Raw genomic sequence first — 18,098 nt, forward strand, 5'->3', positions numbered from 1 at the left:
AAGAATGCTGGCGAAAATCGAAGAACTGTGCCTCCAACGCAACGAGTTGGCAAAAGCCAAACCTAATCCTGCGAAGGGCAGAGTCGGCCACCGAAGATGCTGAGACGGGCGGGGCCGGTCGCCTGCCACGCCACAGAACGCGCGACCTGCCGGCACGCACGTCGAGCTTGCCCGCCGTCCGTGCAGCCTATGATTTGTCGCTCGCGCGCTGCCGTCGCGCGTTACGCCTCGGTTGCCGTCTCAGCGGTTGTCAGCCCGTCTTCTCGGGCCAATATCGCTTGCGCAACTCCTGCTTCATAAGCTTGCCCGTCTGTGAACGCGGGACTTCACGCACGAAGTCGATGCTCCTGGGCGCCTTGTAGCCGGCAAGCCGAGCCTTCACGAAGGCGATGATCTCTTGCGCCAATTTGTCGTTGCTTTCGATGCCAGGTATGAGTTGCACTATGGCTTTCACCTGTTCGCCCATTTCAGGATCGGGAATACCGATAACGGCTACGTCTGCGATAGCAGGATGAACGACCAGGATGTTCTCGATCTCTTGAGGGTAGATGTTGACCCCACCGGAGATGATCATGAATGCCTTGCGGTCGGTCAAGAACAGATAGCCGTCCGCATCGACGTGTCCGATATCGCCGACCGTCGTCCAATACGGATGCGCAGGATGTTGCGCGGCTCGTGTCTTCTCCGGCTCGTCGTGGTAGACAAACGGAATCCCGTCGCGTTCGAAATAGATGACGCCTGTCTGACCGGCTCGGACTTCGCTGCCATTCTCGTCGCAGATATGAATCCTCCCAAGGACAGCGCGACCGACTGAGCCGGGCTTTCTGAGCCACTCCTCCGGCCCAATCACGGTCATCCCGTTCATTTCGGTGGCGGAGTAGTACTCCCACAATACCGGACCCCACCACGTCATCATCTCTCGTTTGACTTCAACGGGACACGGTGCGGCAGCGTGAATGGCAACCCGCAAACTGGTGACGTCGTATCGAGCCCGGACGGATTCAGGCAGTTTGAGCATCCTGACGAACATGGTCGGAACCCACTGACTGTGGGTCACTTTGTAGTCTTGGATGGCGGCGAGAGCCGCCTCGGCGTCGAACTTGTCCATGACCAGCGCGGTACCCCCTAGCGCTTGGACGGTGGCACAGGTTCGGAGTGGTGCTGCATGATAGAGAGGCGCAGGAGACAAGTAGATAGTCGTCTCGTCGAAACCGAAGTTCGACGAGAACATCTGCACCATCGTATCGCCTGGATCGGAAACTTGCCGCTCCGGCAGCGCGTGTTTTACGCCTTTGGGTCTGCCGGTTGTGCCGGAAGAATACAGCATGTCGGCGCCACGAGGTTGGAGATATGGCATGGTGGCGCGCGCGGTTTTCAGTAGATGCTGGTATGGCTCGTAACCAGGCAGATGCCCTTCGAGACTGACGCGACACTTGAGCTGGTCGTGTGTACCAAGTCTTGAGGCTGTCTCGACTCCGCCGCGCCCCACGAACAGCGCGGCAGCGCCGGAGTTGGCGAGCATGTAGTCGACTTCATCAGAACTCAACCGATAGTTTATCGGCATCAGATACAGACCCGAACGCTGAGTGGCCCAGTAGATATCGAAGATCCAAGAGCTGTTGTCGGACAGTACGCCCACGACATCGCCAGGCCGCAACCCCGCGTCGAAGAGCCAATTTGCGACTCGCCGTGACCGATCCTCCAATTCGGCATAGGTCACAACCTCACCGGTTGCTGTCATGATGAGGGCAGGGCGGTCCGGATTTGTAAGTGCATGGGTCCCCGGATACATAATCACTCCCTGGATGCCGCCCTTCCGAGGAAGGTACGGAGTTGGATTTCGAGCGCAATTGCCTGGCGAGGTTCGTGATCATCGAGCTGGTCGCCCGAGGTCAGCCCGCCCTTGCAGCGGCATTTCACTGGCTACGTCGGTAAGCCAGGCAACGCCTTTCGCGTCTCCCGCCCTTGATTTGCTTGAAGTTCGAGCTTGAATAAGAACTGATATTGATGTCACATTACCGATTGCGAGCTGGTGGTCAAGGGACCGCGATGCTATGGATGGCAAATGCTGGAGACCGATGATTCTGCTTTGGAGCCCCTAGCCCCTGCCACGGCGAAGGGGGCGGCGATGCGTCAGCGCCTCCTCAACGCCTCGGCACGTGTATTCGCGCGCAAAGGATACGAGGCCACTCGGGTCGAGGACATCGTCAAGATTGCTCGGACGTCTTACGGCAACTTCTATCGGCACTTCCGGAACAAGGACGAAATTCTGTTGGCCGTGTTGAAGCCACTGGTTGATGAGATCTACGTCGCAAGTAAGCGCAGGATTGGCCGCTCGTTGAAGGCAACCGAAGCAGAGTTCGTTGAGAATACGGTCGCCTATCTCAAGATCTATGCGCGGCACCGCAGCCTGTTGCGCGTCATGCGGGAGGCGGCAGCTCGCGGTGAGAAAGCAACATTTCTGTCGCTCTATGTCACGGAACGTAGCCGCTTCGTAAGGCGCACCTCGACTTGGCTGACGCGGCTTCAAGGACTGGGCGAGCTAAGCCGCGAACTCGATCCCGAGATGGCTGCCGAAGTGCTGGGCGCTACGATGGAGCAGGTGTCCTACATGAAACTTGATCTCGCCTCGAAAGACCCAAGCGATGCCGAGATTGAGCACATAGGCTCGCATTGCGCGAAGATCTGGTACCGAGGCGTGTTTGGCACGGGAAAAGAAGAGCCCGTCGCTCCGAACTAAGGCGACGCGCCTATCTACTCCGGCTTCCGGCGGCACGTCGCAATTGCCCTGCTTGGCCCCAGTCGGCGCTTGAAAAATTATGAGATCTCAGTGTGAGACCAGCGTGACATGAAAAAGAGCGACGTCGTTTGTTCTGAGTGCGGCGCTGGTTTTCGTCGTCTCGAACTATCGTCACAGCCGGGCGAAAAAGGCGAGTACCGCTGTCCGATCTGCGATTCTTCCCTGGAAGTTTTCGACGGTAGTAAGTTAGTTGCCCTCCGCCTGACAATCGAGCCATCCACGAGAGCCATGCGCGATTGAGGCGGCCTAACCGAAATTTCGGGTTGTACGTCAACTTCCGTAGCCGGCAGCCTATCGCCATCGATTGATCCAGTCGCCAGCTCACCGCTGCGCCTGGGTTCAATCGGTTTGTCTTGCTTTCTCGCCCTAACATCCTGCGGTCTTTGATCGCTGCATCACCTTATTCGGTGGACCGCGACCAGCCATCGATGCGACTGCGCGTGCCGCTGCCAAAGAGGTGCTTTGCGCTTCGTTGTGGACGCCGCTCAGGGACCGCGAGCAAGCGGTCGAGCGCTCATCATCCCAAAGTGCCACGTGATTGGCTCGCAGCCTTAGCGCGAAGCCTTGACGGAACGAGTGATCAGTAATATGACGTCAATATCACTTTTAGGCGCCGATCCAGAAGCGCGGGATTTCGACAGGGGAGGGAGCCGATTAAATCGGCGCAAAGCTCAATGAAATCAGCTGTTTCGTTGCTTCTCTCCCTCGTTCCTGGCGCGTTCGCGCTCGTTCGTCGTGTACCCGTCATTGGCGGATATTCGATGGGAGCTTCGTCATGATCCTGAATGAAACTCAAGCCGCCATCCGCGACGAGGTGCGCAAGTTTGCCCAGGAGCGAATTGCTCCCCGCGCCCGCGAGTACGAATACGCCAATGGGTACCCGTCGGAACTATTTGAGGAGCTCGCGAGCCTTGGTCTGATGGGAATGACTGCTCCCGAGGCTGTCGGCGGAGCTGGCGCGGACTACGTTTCCTATGCGGCTTCACTCATGGAAATCGCGGCAGCTGATGGCGCGCTGTCCACGATATTGAGCATTCAAAACAGTCTGATCGTATCAGGCTTGTTGAAGGACGGTACGCCGACGCAGCAAGCGAAATTTCTGCCCTTGCTGATCTCGGGGCGAATGATCGGCGCATTCGCGCTGACAGAGGCGGAGGCGGGCTCGGATGCTTCCGCGTTGAGGACGCGCGCCGTTCGCGCGGGCAATGGCTACAAGCTAAACGGAGCGAAGCAGTTCATTTCGTCGGGGCGAACTGCCGGGCTTGCGATTGTCTTCGCCGTAACCGATCCTGCTGCGGGCAAGCGCGGGATTTCAGCCTTTCTGGTTCGTACCGACAGCCCTGGGTACAGCGTCGAGAGGATCGAACGCAAGCTGGGGCAGGCGGCGTCCGACACTTGTGCCCTTCGGTTCGATGACGTTTTCGTCGAAGAAGGAATGCGGCTTGGTCCGGAAGGCGCGGGCTACTCCATCGCGCTCTCCAATCTTGAGGTCGGCCGCATCGGCATTGCGGCTCAATGTGTGGGAATGGCACGCGCCGCTCTCGACGCGGCGGTTACGTACGCCGGCGAACGCAAGAGTTTCGGAGCTCCAATCATCTCGCATCAGGCCGTCGGGTTTCGTCTTGCGGATCTCGCCGCAAGATTGGAGGCCGCCCATCAACTCGTGTTGCACGCCGCTGCGATGAAGGACGCTGCTCTTCCCTGTCTCAAGGAAGCATCCATGGCCAAGCTCGTCGCTTCCGAAACGGCGGAGGCGGTAGTTTCCGGCGCGCTCCAGACATTCGGCGGGTACGGCTATTTAGAGGATTTCGCCGTGGCAAAGATCTATCGAGATGTCCGGGTCTGTCAGATCTACGAAGGCACGTCGGATATCCAGCGAATGGTTATCGCGCGCGAACTTACGCGCGTTGCGGCAGCGCGTGAGTAGGGCGTGGACTCACAACAATGCGGAAATCGGCTCGCAGCGGCTCGGCACAAACCTTCTGTTCCATTGGAGCATTGTCGCTGATGAATCAAAGCGGACATTCCGGCCGGCGCGCACCTAAGTCGCGCGTCTCTTCCGATACGACTCGAAATGAGGGCGAAGCGACGTTGCAATGGCATATCGCCTGGCTCGACATGGGGGATGAGACCTTCTGGATCATTGTCCCTTCCCTGGGCGTGGCGGCCTTGTTGGCCACAATAGTGTTGCTGCTTGGAAGGTAGGGGCATGCCCAATTTCGAGGCCAGCGAAAGGTTCTCTATGTCTGATCCAATTATCATCGCGAGTTACGCACGTACGCCCATCGGGTCGTTTCAAGGTTCGCTCGCTCGTTTCAAGGCTACCGAGCTCGGAGCTGCGGCAGCGAAAGCGGCTGTCGAGCGGGCCGGCTTGGCAGCCGAAGACATCAATCAAGTCATCATGGGATGCGTGCTGCCCGCGGCCCTTGGTCAGGCTCCCGCTCGACAGGTCGCATTAGGAGCGGAATTGCCGCTCAGCGTCCAAGCAACAACGGTCAACAAAATGTGCGGCTCGGGGATGCAGGCCGCGATCTTGGCTCACGACGCAATTGCGGTGGGCTCCGCCGATGTCGTCGTCGCGGGCGGGATGGAAAGCATGACGAACGCGCCGTATGCGCTACCCAAACATCGCGGCGGCGCACGCATCGGGCATGACCGCATCGTCGACACGATGATGATGGACGGACTGGAGGATGCGTACGCCCCCGGCAAGGCCATGGGTGCCTTTGCGGAAGATGCCGCGCGCGAATTTCACTTCAGCCGCAGTGCTCAGGACGCGTACGCACTGCGGTCCTTGGACAGAGCCAAGGCCGCAATTTCACGCGGAGCATTCGCTGACGAGATAGTGGCCCTGCCGGCGGCAAAGGCTGGATCGGTCGTTGATATCGACGAGCAGCCTAGAAAGGCGAAGCCGGAGAAGATTCCTCTCCTGAAGCCGGCGTTTGCTCCTGATGGCACGATCACTCCTGCCAACGCGTCGTCCATTTCCGATGGAGCTGCCGCCCTGGTGATGACCCGCCGAAGCATCGCCGAGAGATTGGGGCTCCCGATCGCCGCGACGATCCGGGCGCATGCTGCTCACGCCCATGCGCCGGCTCTGTTCACAACCGCCCCGGTGCCCGCAATCCAGAAGGTGCTCGCGAAGGCCGGGTGGTCGGCCGCGGACGTCGATCTCTACGAGATCAATGAGGCGTTTGCCGTGGTGGCGATGATCACCGCACGCGAACTCGATATTCCGGCCGAGAAACTCAATGTCAATGGCGGTGCGACCGCCCTCGGCCATCCCATCGGCGCCAGCGGCGCGCGCATCATTGTCACCTTGCTCGCTGCGCTTAAGGCGCGCGGTCTCAAGCGAGGCGTGGCCAGCCTTTGCATCGGCGGCGGCGAAGCGACCGCGATGGCAGTCGAAGTTTAAACGTCGAAGACAGGAAAGATAAGCATGCACATCAAGGGAACAGCCGCGATCGTCACGGGCGGCGCATCCGGTCTCGGGGGCGCCGCGGCCGAGCGTTTAGCGGCAGCCGGCGCCAAAGTGACGATCTTGGATCTCAACTCCGAGTTGGGGGAGGCGCACGCCAAGGCTATCGGCCGAGACGGCAAGGCGCTACCGCTGCGAGACTTCGCCAGAACGATCAACATCAATTTGATTGGCAGCTTCAACATCCTGTCGAAGTTCGCCGCGCGCCTTCATGTGGCCGATTCGGTCGAGGAGGAGCGAGGCGTCATCGTCAATACCGCGAGCGTCGCCGCATTCGATGGCCAGATCGGCCAAGCCGCCTATTCGGCATCCAAGGGCGGCATCGTCGGCATGACTCTGCCTCTCGCACGTGAATTCGCGCGTTACGGCATCCGGGTCATGACGATCGCACCTGGTATCTTCCTGACCCCCCTGCTGATGTCGCTTCCCGAAGAGGCGCAAAAATCGTTGGGCACGCAAGTACCCTTTCCGAGCCGGCTTGGACATCCATCCGAATTTGCTCAGATGGTCGAATCCATCATCGCCAATCCAATGCTCAACGGCGAAACGATCCGCCTCGACGGCGCAATCCGGATGGCACCGAAATGAGCGGGATCGGCGCGGAGCGTACTCAGGAGATCGCCGATCGCGTCGAGCGCTTCGTTCGGGATGTCGTGGTCCCGTTCGAGCGCGATCCTCGCCGTGATCATCATGACTGTCCAAAGGACGAGTTGGTCACCGAACTGCGTGAATTGGCGCGGGCGGCAGGCGTATTGACCCCGCACATCCTGGCTGATGGTTCGCATCTCTCGCAAGGTGAAACCGCGATTGTCCTGGCAAAGACGGGTCTATCGCCGCTTGGGCCGCTCGCATGCAACACGGCTGCTCCCGATGAGGGCAACATGTACCTTCTCGGCAAGATCGGCTCGCCCGAGATCAAGGAGCGTTTTCTGAAGCCGCTCGTCGAGGGACGCGCGCGGTCCGCGTTCTTCATGACCGAACCGGCTGAGGAGGGGGGAGCGGGATCGGACCCATCGATGATGACGACGACCTGTCGTCCGGACGGCAACCAGTGGGTCGTGAATGGACGCAAGGCCTTCATCACGGGAGCTCGCGGAGCCAAGGTCGGCATCGTTATGGCAAAGGCCGAGGAGGGCGCGTGCATGTTCCTCGTCGATTTGCCAGATCCAGCGATCACCATCGACCATGTGCCGAACACGATCGACAGCTCGATGCCGGGGGGCCATGCTGTTGTGACCATCCGAAATCTGCGCGTCCCCGCCGATCAAATGCTCGGACACCCGGGCGAGGGCTTCAAATACGCGCAAATCCGCCTGTCGCCGGCCAGGTTGTCGCACTGTATGCGGTGGCTGGGCGCCTGCGTTCGCGCCAACGAGATCGCGACCAAGTACGCCAACCGCCGACAGGCCTTCGGGAAGACGCTGATCGATCATGAGGGGGTTGGCTTCATGCTTGCCGACAACCTCATCGACCTCAAACAGGCCGAGCTGATGATCTCCTGGTGCGCGAGCGTTCTCGATACGGGATCGCTCGGTACGAACGAGAGCTCGATGGCCAAAGTTGCGGTTAGCGAGGCGCTCATGCGGGTGGCCGATCGCTGCGTGCAGGTGATGGGTGGATCGGGTGTCACCAACGAAACCATCGTGGAGCAGGTCTTCCGTGAGGTTCGCGCGTTTCGAATCTATGACGGTCCCACCGAGGTGCACAAATGGTCGCTTGCAAAGAAGATCAAGCGCGACTGGCAGAAGGCAAACCCGTGAGCGCTCTCGACGAAGCGGCGAATTCCGGACTGACTGAGCCCTCCGAGGGCTATCGTCTCGACGAGGACGCCTTGTCGCGATGGATGACGGCCAACGTCGACGGATTTCGAGGGCCTCTCAGCGTCTCGAAATTCAAGGGAGGTCAGTCGAACCCGACCTACCGTCTTCAGTCGGCAGACGGCGTCTACGTGCTCCGGCGGAAACCGCCGGGTTTGCTGGTATCCGGCGCGCACGCAGTCGATCGCGAGGCACGCGTACAGGGCGCGCTGTCGCAAGTTGGGTTTCCAGTGGCGCGCATCTACGGGTATTGCGCCGACAAGTCCGTTATCGGGAGCGAATTCTATGTGATGCAGCTCGTCGAAGGCCGGATCTTCTGGGACGCAACCTTCTCAGGCGTGAGCCGAGAAGAGCGTCCTTCGTACTTCTTCGCCATGTGCGACGTCATCGCGCAACTGCACTCCATTGATCCGACTTCGATTGGCTTGAGCGATTACGGAAAGCCGGGCAGCTACTTCGCGCGGCAGATCAGTCGCTGGTCGCGCCAGTATCAGGAAGATCCTGAGGCCGGGCGCGACGCCAACATGGACCGCCTCGTCAAAGCGCTCCCGGAACGAATTCCTCAAGGTGAGGAGGTCGCAATCGTCCATGGCGACTTTCGCTGCGACAATCTCATCTTTCATCCCCGAGAGCCTCGAGTCATCGCTGTACTCGATTGGGAGCTTTCGACCCTCGGACATCCGCTGGCGGACTTTGCCTATCACGCGATGATGTATCGCATGCCTCCTCATATCGTCGCCGGCCTTGCCGGCGCCGATCTGGCGGACCTCAACATTCCAAACGAAGCGGAATACATCAAGAGGTATTGCCGAGCGACCGGACGCGAAGCTATCCCGGACTGGCACTTCTACGTCGCGTTCAATTTCTTCCGCCTTGCGGCGATCATGCACGGCATTGCTGGTCGCGCGCTGCGCGGTACCGCCTCCTCGACGCAGGCTATCGAGCGCGGCAAGACCTTTCCAGAACTGGCTGCGTTGGCTGTCCGTGCGCTGGAGAACCTCGCATGAGCGCCCCTATCGAGTTCTCCTCTGCCGAGAAGATCGCGACCGTGACCCTGTCGCGCCCGGACCACGGCAACACAATCGATCGCGCCATGGCTCGCGCTCTTCTAGAGGCCGCCGAACGTTGCGACGACGATGATGATATCCGGTGCGTTGTTCTGACCGGGCGCGGCAAGCTCTTTTGCGGGGGCGGGGACGTCAGCGCTTTTTCCGCAGCCGGCGCCGACGTCTCGGCCTTCCTGGAGGATTTGGCGGAAACACTGCACGCGGCAATCATGCGTCTTATGCACATGAGAAAGCCGCTGATCACGCTCGTGAACGGCCCCGCAGCCGGAGCCGGCATGAGCCTTGCGATGATCGGCGACTTCGCGTTGGCAGCCCGCTCTGCCCACTTCAGCCCGGCCTATACGGCCTTGGGCCTGAGCCCGGACGGAGGAATGAGCTGGCTGCTGCCGCGGGTGGTTGGTCTCAGGCGAGCTCAGGAGATCATCCTGTCTAACCGTCGCGTGCTGAGCGACGAGGCAGAGCGAATTGGTATCGTCACGCGCATCGTCGATGGCGAGCAGCTGCTTGCCTCCGGCGCCGAACTCGCTGCGAAGCTCGCAGCTGAGCCGGTGGCAGCGCTCGGTGCGGTCCGGCGTCTCCTGCTCGAAAGTTACGATAGCACACTGGAGATGCAACTCGAGCGCGAGATGCGGAGCATTGCCGCGCTGGGTAACTCTGAAGAATCACGTCGTCGCGTAGCGGCCTTCGTCGCTCGTCGAAATTCAAACGGATGAAAGGGATTGTTCCATGGCCGAAGCTTATATCGTCGAAGCGGTACGAACGGCAGGTGGCAGGCGCAACGGCAAGCTGGCCGGCTGGCATCCCGCCAATCTGGCGGCGGAAACGCTCAACGCGGTCGTGGACCGCTCGGGGCTTGATCCTGCCGCCGTCGACGACGTGATCCTGGGCTGCGTGACGCAGGCCGGCGAACAGGCGTTCGCCTTCGGACGGAATGCGGTGCTTGCCTCCAAGCTCCCCGGATCCGTTCCGGCCGTGACGATCGATCGGCAATGTGGGAGCTCACAACAGGCAGTGCAGTTCGCTGCCCAAGCAGTGATGTCCGGTACCCAAGATGTCGTGATAGCCGCTGGCGCGGAGAGTATGACCCGCGTGCCGATGTTCTCGAACCTTTCTTTGCACCAGAAAGAAGGCATTGGGACCGGTCCAATCAGCGACCGCATTCAGAAGCGGTTCGGCGTGGAATCCTTCAGCCAGTTTGAGGGCGCCGAAATGATCGCAAAGAAGTACGGGTTTGATCGACTGACCTTGGATCGGTTCGCTCTCGAAAGTCATCGTCGCGCCGCAGATGCCACGAAATCCGGAGCCTTCCAGAACGAGATCGTTCCGCTCAAGATCGAGGGCGGAGAGCACACGGTGGACGAGGGAATTCGCTTCGATGCTTCGCTCGAGTCGATCGGCTCGGTGAAACTTTTGAAGGAGGGCGGTGTCGTCAGCGCCGCCAATGCAAGCCAAATCTGCGACGGCGCCTCCGCAGCACTGGTCGTCAGCGAAAAGGCTCTCAAAGAGCACAATTTGAAGCCGGTCGCCCGCATCGTCGGCCTGACGGTGACCGCCGGTGACCCCGTCATCATGCTCGAGGAGCCGATCAACGCCACTCGTCGGGCTCTTGCTAAGGCCGGAATGAAGATCGGCGATATCGATCTCTATGAGGTCAACGAGGCCTTCGCGCCGGTGCCCCTGGCATGGCTTCAGGCAGTAGAGGCGGATCCTGCCAAGTTGAATGTCAACGGTGGCGCGATTGCGCTCGGTCACCCTCTCGGCGCATCTGGTACGAAGCTCCTTTCAACCCTGGTTCACGCTCTCAAGGCTCGGGGCAAGCGATATGGCCTTCAGACGATGTGTGAGGGTGGCGGCATCGCCAACGTGACCATCGTTGAGGCTTTGGGATGACCTTCCAAACCCGCTTTACGGAGCTCGTCGGTATCAGCCACCCGGTCATGCAGGGCGGCATGATGTGGGTCGGGCGTGCGGAGCTCGCCAGCGCGGTCTCCAACGCCGGCGGGCTGGGTATCATCACGGCCTTGACGCAGCCGACCCCGGACGATCTGCGGAGAGAGATCGATCGCTGCCGATCGATGACCAATAAGCCTTTCGGGGTCAACCTGACGATACTTCCCTCGGTGACACCGCCTCCTTACGCCGACTATCGAAGGGCCATCATCGAAAGCGGGATCAAGGTGGTTGAGACGGCAGGAGCTCGGCCTCAAGAGCATGTGGAGGAGTTCAAGTCCCACGGCATCATCGTCATTCACAAATGCACGTCGGTTCGACACGCCTTATCCGCCGAGAAGATGGGCGTCGACGTCGTGTCGATCGATGGCTTTGAGTGCGCCGGCCATCCCGGTGAGGATGACGTACCTGGACTCGTGTTGATCCCCGCTGCGGCGGACAAGATTTCCGTCCCAATGCTGGCGAGCGGTGGCTTCGGTGATGGCCGTGGGCTTGCCGCTGCCCTGGCTCTTGGGGCTGACGGAATCAATATGGGCACGCGTTTCTGCGCCACTGTTGAGGCTCCGATACACGAAGCAGTGAAGCAGTTTCTGGTTCAGAACGACGAGCGCGCAACGAACCTTATCTTCCGTAAGTTTCGGAATACGGGCCGGGTCGCCAAGAACAGCGTGTCCGACAAGGTCGTTGAGATATCGAGCGTGCCTGAGGCCGCATTCGATGATGTCCGGCCGTTGGTCTCGGGGGCGAAGGGACGTGTTGCGCTCGAGACCGGTGACCTTGACGCGGGGTTGATCTGGGCAGGGCAAGTGCAGGGGCTCATTCACGACGTCCCCACGTGCCAGCGCCTGATCGAGCGGATCGTTGCTGACGCCAAGGTTACGATTCGTGGCCGGCTCGCTGGATTGCTGAAGTCTGAGGGGCTCCCGGTCTGAAGAGAGTGCTGGTGCACCGGCGTTGTGGGGAAGCGTATGATTCAAGTGAGGCAAATGAAGGATCAGGGGGTTCTGCTCTCGATTCGTGGCGTGACGGTCGCCTTCGGCGGCATCGTCGCACTCAACGGCGTGTCCTTTGACATGCACAAGGGACAGATCCTCGGATTGATCGGCCCCAACGGCGCCGGCAAGACCACGCTCTTCAATTGCCTGTCCCGCCTCTACCAGCCGTCGTCCGGCGACATCCTGATGGAAGGCGCGAGCATTTTGACGCGCCCGCCGCACCGGATCGCCGAGATCGGCATCGGCCGCACCTTCCAGAACGTGGCGCTGTTTCCGAACCTCTCGGTGATGGACAATGTCCGCGTCGGCACGCACGCGCGCACCTCCTCCGACATCATCAGCGACTCGCTTCGCCTCGCCTGGATTCGCCGCAGCGAAAGCAGCGTGAACAAGAAGGTGCACGAGATCCTCACCTATCTCGACCTCGAGGACGTCGCCCACACCGTCGTCTCCGGCCTGCCCTTCGGCACGCAGAAGCGCGTCGAGCTGGCGCGGGCGCTCGCGGCCGATCCGAAGATCCTGCTGCTCGACGAACCTGCCGGCGGCCTGAACCACGAAGAGGTCTACGTGCTCGGCGACCTCATCCGCAAAATCCGGGATGAGCGCCACATGACGGTGCTGCTGGTCGAGCACCATATGGGCCTCGTGATGTCGATCGCCGACCACGTCGTTGCGCTGAATTTCGGTAAGAAGCTCGCGGAAGGCACGCCCGCCCAGGTGCAGGCGGATCCCGACGTCATCAAGGCCTATCTCGGGAGCAAGGACCAATGACGATGCTGCTCAACGTCAAGGACCTGCGCGCCTATTACGGCCAGGTGCAGGCCCTTCACGGCCTGTCCTTTTCGCTCAACGAGGGCTCGCTGACCACGCTCTTGGGGGCCAACGGCGCGGGCAAGACCACGACGCTGCGCGCGATCTGCAACATGGTGCGTTCCACCGGTGCGATCGAGTTCGACGGCAAGCCGCTCGCCAGCCGCTCGACCGAGAACATCGTGCGCTTCGGCATCGCGCATGTGCCGCAGGGCCGCGGCACCTTCACCAACATGACGGTGGAGGAAAATCTTCAACTCGGAGCCATCACCCGCAAGGACAATGCCGGCATCGTCACCGACATCGAGCGCATGTATGCGCATTTCCCGGTCCTCAAGCAGCGGCACACCCAGCAGGCCGGCACGCTCTCGGGCGGCGAGCAGCAGATGCTCGCGGTTGCCCGTGCGCTGATGCTGCGGCCGCGCCTGATGCTGCTGGACGAGCCGTCCTTCGGACTTGCGCCGCTGGTCGTACGCGACCTTTTCAAGATCCTCGGCAAGATCAACCGCGAAGACAAGGTCACGATCCTGGTGGTCGAGCAGAACGCCCAGCTCGCGCTCGAGCTCGCCGACCAGGCCTACGTGATCGAGACCGGCCGCATCGTGATGTCGGGTAACGCCAAGGACATCGCGAACAACGAGGACATCCGCAAATCCTATCTGGGTTACTGAGGGAGCCGGGACGATGGAGCTTTTCACCAACCAGGTCCTGGCCGGGATTGCGACCGGCGCGATCTATGCCTGCATGGCGCTCGCAGTGGTCATGATCTACCAGGCGATCGACCATCTCAACTTCGCGCAGGGCGAGATGGCGATGTTCGCGACCTTCATCTCCTGGCAGCTGATGCAATGGGGTGTGCCCTATTGGGCCGCCTTCGTGATCACGCTGGCGTTCGCTTTCGTCGGCGGCATCGCGATCGAGCGCATCCTGTTCAAGCCGCTCGCCAAGGCGCCGATCCTGACCAACGTCGCCGGCTTCATCGCGCTGTTTGCCATCATCAACTCCTCGGCCGGCCTGATCTGGGACTTCACCATCAAGCAATATCCGACCCCGTTCGGCTCCTCGCCGTTCCTCGGCAGCCAGCTCATCTCGACCCACCAGGCCGGCATGATCGGCGTCACCTTGCTGCTGCTGGTTGGCCTGTTCTTCTTCTTCCAGTACACTCGAATCGGCCTCGCGATGCGGGCAGCTGCCTCGCTGCCTGAATCGGCGCGGCTCGTCGGCATCAACACGAGCTGGATGATCGCGCTCGGCTGGGGCATGGCATCGGCGATCGGCGCGATCGCCGGCATGCTGATCGCCCCGGTGGTATTTCTCGAGCCCAACATGATGGGCGGCGTCCTGATCTACGGCTTTGCCGCGGCCGTGCTCGGCGGCCTGTCGAGCCCGTTCGGCGCGGTGGTCGGCGGCTTCCTGGTCGGCATCTTCGAGAACCTCGCCGGCACCTACATCCCCGGCGTCGGCAATGAGCTGAAGCTCCCGATCGCGCTCGCGCTGATCATTTCCGTCCTGGTCGTCAAACCCGCTGGCCTGTTCGGCCGGCACATCGTCAAGCGAGTTTGATCATGAGCGCAGCAGAAGAAGTCGTTGCCGAAGGCCACGAGGCGGTCGAGGCCGTTCCGAAGCGGGCCATGACGCTGAGCACGACCACCTCGCTGGTGGTGCTCGCAGTGCTCCTGATCGTTCCGCTGTTCGCCAAGAACTTCATCATCTTCCAGTTGACGATGCTGCTGATCTACGGGCTCGCAGTGCTGGCGCTGAACATTCTCACCGGCGGGAGCGGCCAGTTCTCGCTCGGCCAGAGCGCGTTCTACGCCGTCGGCGCTTATGTTACCGCGGTGCTGATGGAGCAGTTCAACGTCAACTATGCGCTCACGCTGCCGGTCGCCGGCGTGATCTGCTTCGGCTTCGGCTTCCTGTTCGGCCAGCCGGCGCTGCGGCTCTCCGGCGTCTATCTGGCGCTCGCGACGTTTGCGCTCGCCACCGCCATGCCGCAGCTTCTGAAGCTGAACTTCCTCGAGCACTGGACCGGCGGCGTCCAGGGACTCGTCGTCACCAAGCCGGACGCACCGTTCGGACTGAAGATGTCGCAGGACATGTGGCTCTATTACTTCACGCTCGTCGTCACGCTCACGATCTACGTCTTCTCGGTGAACCTGTTGCGCTCCCGCTCGGGCCGCGCCTTCATGGCGATCCGCGACAACGAGATCGCGGCCTCATCGATGGGCGTCAATGTCGCGCTGTACAAGACGCTGGCCTTCGGCGTCTCCGCCGGCATCACCGGCGTCGCCGGCGGCCTCAGCGCCATCGCCGTGCAGTTCGTCGCGCCCGACAGCTACAACATCACGCTCGCGATCTCGCTGTTCCTCGGCATGGTCGTCGGCGGCGTCGGCTGGTTGCCCGGCTCGTTCGTCGGCGCAGCCTTCATCATCTTCGTGCCGAACATGGCGGAAAGCATTTCCAAGGGCCTCTCCGGCGCGGTCTTCGGCGTGCTGCTATTCCTCGTCATCTTCCTGGTGCCGCATGGCGCAAGACAGGTCGCAATCCTAAGCCAAGGCCGGATCGCCAAACTAAAATAGAAGTGAAACTCAACAAGGAGAGATCATATGTTTGCAAGGATGATAGGGACGACCGCTCTGGCGACAGCAGCAATCGCGCTCGCCTCGGGCACCGCGCTCGCCCAGAAAAAATATGATACCGGAGCCACGGACACCGAGATCAAAGTCGGCAATCTCATGCCGTACAGTGGTCCGGGATCTGCCTACGGCGTCATCGGCCAGGTGGAGGCCGCATACTTCAAGATGATCAACGACAAGGGTGGCATCAACGGTCGCAAGGTCAACTTCATCAGCTATGACGATGCGTACTCGCCTCCCAAGGCCGTCGAGCAGACGCGCAAGCTGGTGGAGAGCGATGAAGTGCTGCTCATGTTCGATCCGCTGGGCACAGCCAACAACACGGCGATCCAGAAATATCTCAACGCCAAGAAGGTCCCGCAGCTGTTCGTGGCGGCGGGGGCGACCAAGTTCAACGACCCGAAGAACTTCCCCTGGACCACAGGCTGGCAACCCTCCTACCAGAGCGAGGCTCGCGCCTACGCGAAGTACATCCTCAAGGAAAAGCCGAACGCTAAAGTCGCCGTATTCTTTCAAAACGATGATCTCGGAAAGGATTACCTGAAGGGTCTCAAGGACAAGCTCGGGGCTCAGATTGTCGCCGAGGAAAGTTACGAAACGTCAGAGCCGACGATCGACAGTCACATCGTCAAGCTCAAGGCGACGGGGGCGGATACCCTGGTCGACATCAGCTCTCCCAAATTCGCGGCCCAAGCAATCAAGAAGATCGCTGAAGTCGACTGGAAGCCGCTGCATATCCTGAGCAACGTCTCGGCGTCTGTCGGTAGCGTGATTAAACCTGCCGGCTTTGAGAATGCACAAGGCATCATTTCCGCCACCTACTTAAAGGATCCGGCCGATCCGCAGTGGGACAACGATCCAGGAATGAAGGAGTTTCAGGACTTTCTGAGCAAGTATTATTCCGAAGGCAATAAGCGCGACATCCTGCTGATCACCGGCTATGCGCTTGCAGAAACGCTGGCCCAGACGTTGAAGCAATGCGGCGACGACCTCACGCGCGAGAACGTCATGAAGCAAGCTGCGAACCTGAAGGACTGGCGAACCGAGGCGCTCTTGCCGGGAATCTACGTAAACACCTCGCCGACCGACTTTGCTCCGATCAGTCAACTTCGACTGATGCGTTTTAGCGGCGACAAGTGGGAGCTGTTCGGTGACGTGATCAACGGGGACACGAGCGAGTAAATCGCACACAGAGTACCGCGGCGCATGCCTGCGACACAGCATACCAAGTGTGACTTTGTCGAAAGGCATGCGCGGCGGCTGCGATCGGTAGTGTTCGAACAAAGATACCGAACCCGAGCTGTTTGGGAACGCGATCGTTGCGTTCGTAGAAACAATGAGTAAGGCGCATGATCACCTATCGACCCTCCTGGCTCGACTCTGACCTTGAGATGTATCGAGACACGGTCTCCCGCTTCGTCGACAGGGAAATGGCGCCACTGGACGAAGAGGCGCGCGAACGAGGCAATGTCGGCCATGAACTCTGGCTGAAGGCGGGCACGCTCGGGCTTCTTTGTTCGGACATTCCGACCGAATATGGCGGCGGCGGTGGCGACTTTCGGCACGAAGCGATCCTCTACGACGCCATGGCGCGACGCGGCCTGACGGGAATGAACCCGTCGGTCCACACGATCGTGGCGCACTATCTGCTGAATCACGGGACGGAGGAGCAAAAGCGCGGATATTTGCCGCGCTTGGCGAGCGGAGAGCTCGTCGGCGCAATCGCGATGACCGAGCCGGGGGCGGGCTCGGATCTCCAGTCCATTCGAACCCGCGCTGAAAAGCGCGGCGATAGCTACCTAATCAACGGCTCAAAGACTTTTATTTCCAACGGTCTTCTTGCCGGCCTCGTGCTCGTCGTTGCGAAGACCAATCCGGCCGAGCGGGCGAGCGGAATGTCGATCATCCTGGTCGAAACGGCAAAAGCTCCAGGCTTCAGGGTCGGTCGCGTGCTCGATAAGCTCGGACTGAAAGCTCAGGATACTTCCGAGCTGTTCTTCGACGACGTCGCTGTACCGACCTCGAATCTGCTCGGCGGCACGGAGGGGCGCGGCTTCTATCAACTGATGTCGGATCTGCCCTATGAGCGCACGATCATCGGCGTCATGGCGGTGGCGGCAATGGAGGGAGCGCTGGAGGCGACGCTCGCCTTTGTTCGGGAACGCAAGGCGTTCGGAAAGTCGATCGCTGACTTCCAGAACACCAAGTACCGGCTGGCCGAGGTGGCAACGATCACGAAAGTCACGCGCAGCTTTGTCGATGAGTGCGTCCAATCGTTGGTGTCCGGGACGCTCGATGCAGCGACGGCCTCGATGGCCAAGCTCTGGGCATCGGAACAGCAGGGCAAGGTCATAGACGAGTGTTTGCAGCTGCACGGCGGGTACGGCTTCATGAACGAGTACCTTATCGCGCGCATGTATGCCGATGCGCGCGTGCAGCGGATTTACGGTGGAACCAGCGAAATGATGAAGGAAGTGATCTCCAGAGCTCTCTAGATTTTGGAGGTCTCCGAACTTAATCGCGCGAACTCGACGGCCGATCCAGA

Annotated in this window: 17 protein-coding genes; 16 read left to right on the forward strand and 1 reads right to left on the reverse strand. The window is 60.6% G+C overall.

Features of this window, described 5'->3' with window-relative positions:
• Positions 1-250 precede the first annotated feature (250 nt).
• Positions 251-1,792, reverse strand: coding sequence for an acyl-CoA synthetase (locus tag NLN62_RS23075; protein WP_254110316.1), 1,542 nt, complete (start codon positions 1,790-1,792; stop codon positions 251-253).
• A gap of 273 nt (positions 1,793-2,065) precedes the next feature.
• Here NLN62_RS23075 and NLN62_RS23080 point away from each other — a divergent pair, with 273 nt between their 5' ends.
• The 16 genes from NLN62_RS23080 to NLN62_RS23155 all read left to right on the forward strand — a co-directional run bounded on the left by NLN62_RS23080 (position 2,066) and on the right by NLN62_RS23155 (position 18,048).
• Positions 2,066-2,740, forward strand: a complete 675-nt coding sequence (locus NLN62_RS23080) for a TetR/AcrR family transcriptional regulator (protein ID WP_254110317.1) — start codon at positions 2,066-2,068, stop codon at positions 2,738-2,740.
• Positions 2,741-3,575: 835 nt separating this feature from the next.
• The gene (locus tag NLN62_RS23085) at positions 3,576-4,727 is read left to right on the forward strand and encodes an acyl-CoA dehydrogenase family protein (RefSeq protein WP_254110318.1); all 1,152 of its coding nucleotides are present in this window, start codon (positions 3,576-3,578) and stop codon (positions 4,725-4,727) included.
• A gap of 17 nt (positions 4,728-4,744) precedes the next feature.
• Positions 4,745-5,005 carry a hypothetical protein gene (locus tag NLN62_RS23090; protein WP_254110319.1) on the forward strand — a complete coding sequence of 87 codons (261 nt, stop codon included), beginning with the start codon at positions 4,745-4,747 and terminating at the stop codon, positions 5,003-5,005.
• 4 nt (positions 5,006-5,009) lie between these two features.
• Complete coding sequence (locus tag NLN62_RS23095) at positions 5,010-6,215, forward strand: acetyl-CoA C-acyltransferase (protein WP_254110320.1); 1,206 nt, start codon at positions 5,010-5,012, stop codon at positions 6,213-6,215.
• 24 nt (positions 6,216-6,239) lie between these two features.
• Positions 6,240-6,866 (forward strand): SDR family NAD(P)-dependent oxidoreductase, encoded by a 627-nt coding sequence (locus tag NLN62_RS23100; protein ID WP_254110321.1) that lies wholly within the window; start codon positions 6,240-6,242, stop codon positions 6,864-6,866.
• Complete coding sequence (locus NLN62_RS23105; protein WP_254110322.1) at positions 6,863-8,038, forward strand: acyl-CoA dehydrogenase family protein; 1,176 nt, start codon at positions 6,863-6,865, stop codon at positions 8,036-8,038. Before NLN62_RS23100 ends, NLN62_RS23105 begins: the two co-directional genes overlap by 4 nt.
• Before the next feature lie 83 nt (positions 8,039-8,121).
• A complete protein-coding gene (locus NLN62_RS23110) occupies positions 8,122-9,102 on the forward strand; it encodes a phosphotransferase family protein (RefSeq protein ID WP_371933132.1) in 981 nt (326 codons plus the stop codon).
• The gene (locus NLN62_RS23115) at positions 9,099-9,875 is read left to right on the forward strand and encodes an enoyl-CoA hydratase/isomerase family protein (protein WP_256575946.1); all 777 of its coding nucleotides are present in this window, start codon (positions 9,099-9,101) and stop codon (positions 9,873-9,875) included. The genes NLN62_RS23110 and NLN62_RS23115 overlap by 4 nt, the downstream gene beginning before the upstream one ends.
• 13 nt (positions 9,876-9,888) lie before the next feature.
• Positions 9,889-11,052 carry an acetyl-CoA C-acetyltransferase gene (locus tag NLN62_RS23120; protein WP_254110325.1) on the forward strand — a complete coding sequence of 388 codons (1,164 nt, stop codon included), beginning with the start codon at positions 9,889-9,891 and terminating at the stop codon, positions 11,050-11,052.
• The gene (locus NLN62_RS23125; protein WP_254110326.1) at positions 11,049-12,044 is read left to right on the forward strand and encodes a nitronate monooxygenase family protein; all 996 of its coding nucleotides are present in this window, start codon (positions 11,049-11,051) and stop codon (positions 12,042-12,044) included. The genes NLN62_RS23120 and NLN62_RS23125 overlap by 4 nt, the downstream gene beginning before the upstream one ends.
• Positions 12,045-12,098: 54 nt before the next feature.
• Positions 12,099-12,878: an ABC transporter ATP-binding protein gene (locus NLN62_RS23130; protein WP_371933017.1), complete on the forward strand. Its 780-nt coding sequence runs from the start codon at positions 12,099-12,101 to the stop codon at positions 12,876-12,878.
• The gene (locus NLN62_RS23135) at positions 12,875-13,588 is read left to right on the forward strand and encodes an ABC transporter ATP-binding protein (protein ID WP_254109166.1); all 714 of its coding nucleotides are present in this window, start codon (positions 12,875-12,877) and stop codon (positions 13,586-13,588) included. The genes NLN62_RS23130 and NLN62_RS23135 overlap by 4 nt, the downstream gene beginning before the upstream one ends.
• A 13-nt stretch (positions 13,589-13,601) precedes the next feature.
• Positions 13,602-14,480 carry a branched-chain amino acid ABC transporter permease gene (locus NLN62_RS23140; RefSeq protein WP_027521301.1) on the forward strand — a complete coding sequence of 293 codons (879 nt, stop codon included), beginning with the start codon at positions 13,602-13,604 and terminating at the stop codon, positions 14,478-14,480.
• Between the two features lie 2 nt (positions 14,481-14,482).
• Positions 14,483-15,496 (forward strand): branched-chain amino acid ABC transporter permease, encoded by a 1,014-nt coding sequence (locus tag NLN62_RS23145; protein ID WP_254110328.1) that lies wholly within the window; start codon positions 14,483-14,485, stop codon positions 15,494-15,496.
• 27 nt (positions 15,497-15,523) lie between these two features.
• A complete protein-coding gene (locus NLN62_RS23150) occupies positions 15,524-16,735 on the forward strand; it encodes an ABC transporter substrate-binding protein (protein ID WP_254110329.1) in 1,212 nt (403 codons plus the stop codon).
• A 167-nt stretch (positions 16,736-16,902) separates the two neighbouring features.
• Complete coding sequence (locus tag NLN62_RS23155) at positions 16,903-18,048, forward strand: acyl-CoA dehydrogenase family protein (RefSeq protein WP_254110330.1); 1,146 nt, start codon at positions 16,903-16,905, stop codon at positions 18,046-18,048.
• Positions 18,049-18,098 lie beyond the last annotated feature (50 nt).

It is taken from the genome of Bradyrhizobium sp. CCGUVB23 (assembly GCF_024199885.1).
Taxonomy (GTDB): domain Bacteria; phylum Pseudomonadota; class Alphaproteobacteria; order Rhizobiales; family Xanthobacteraceae; genus Bradyrhizobium.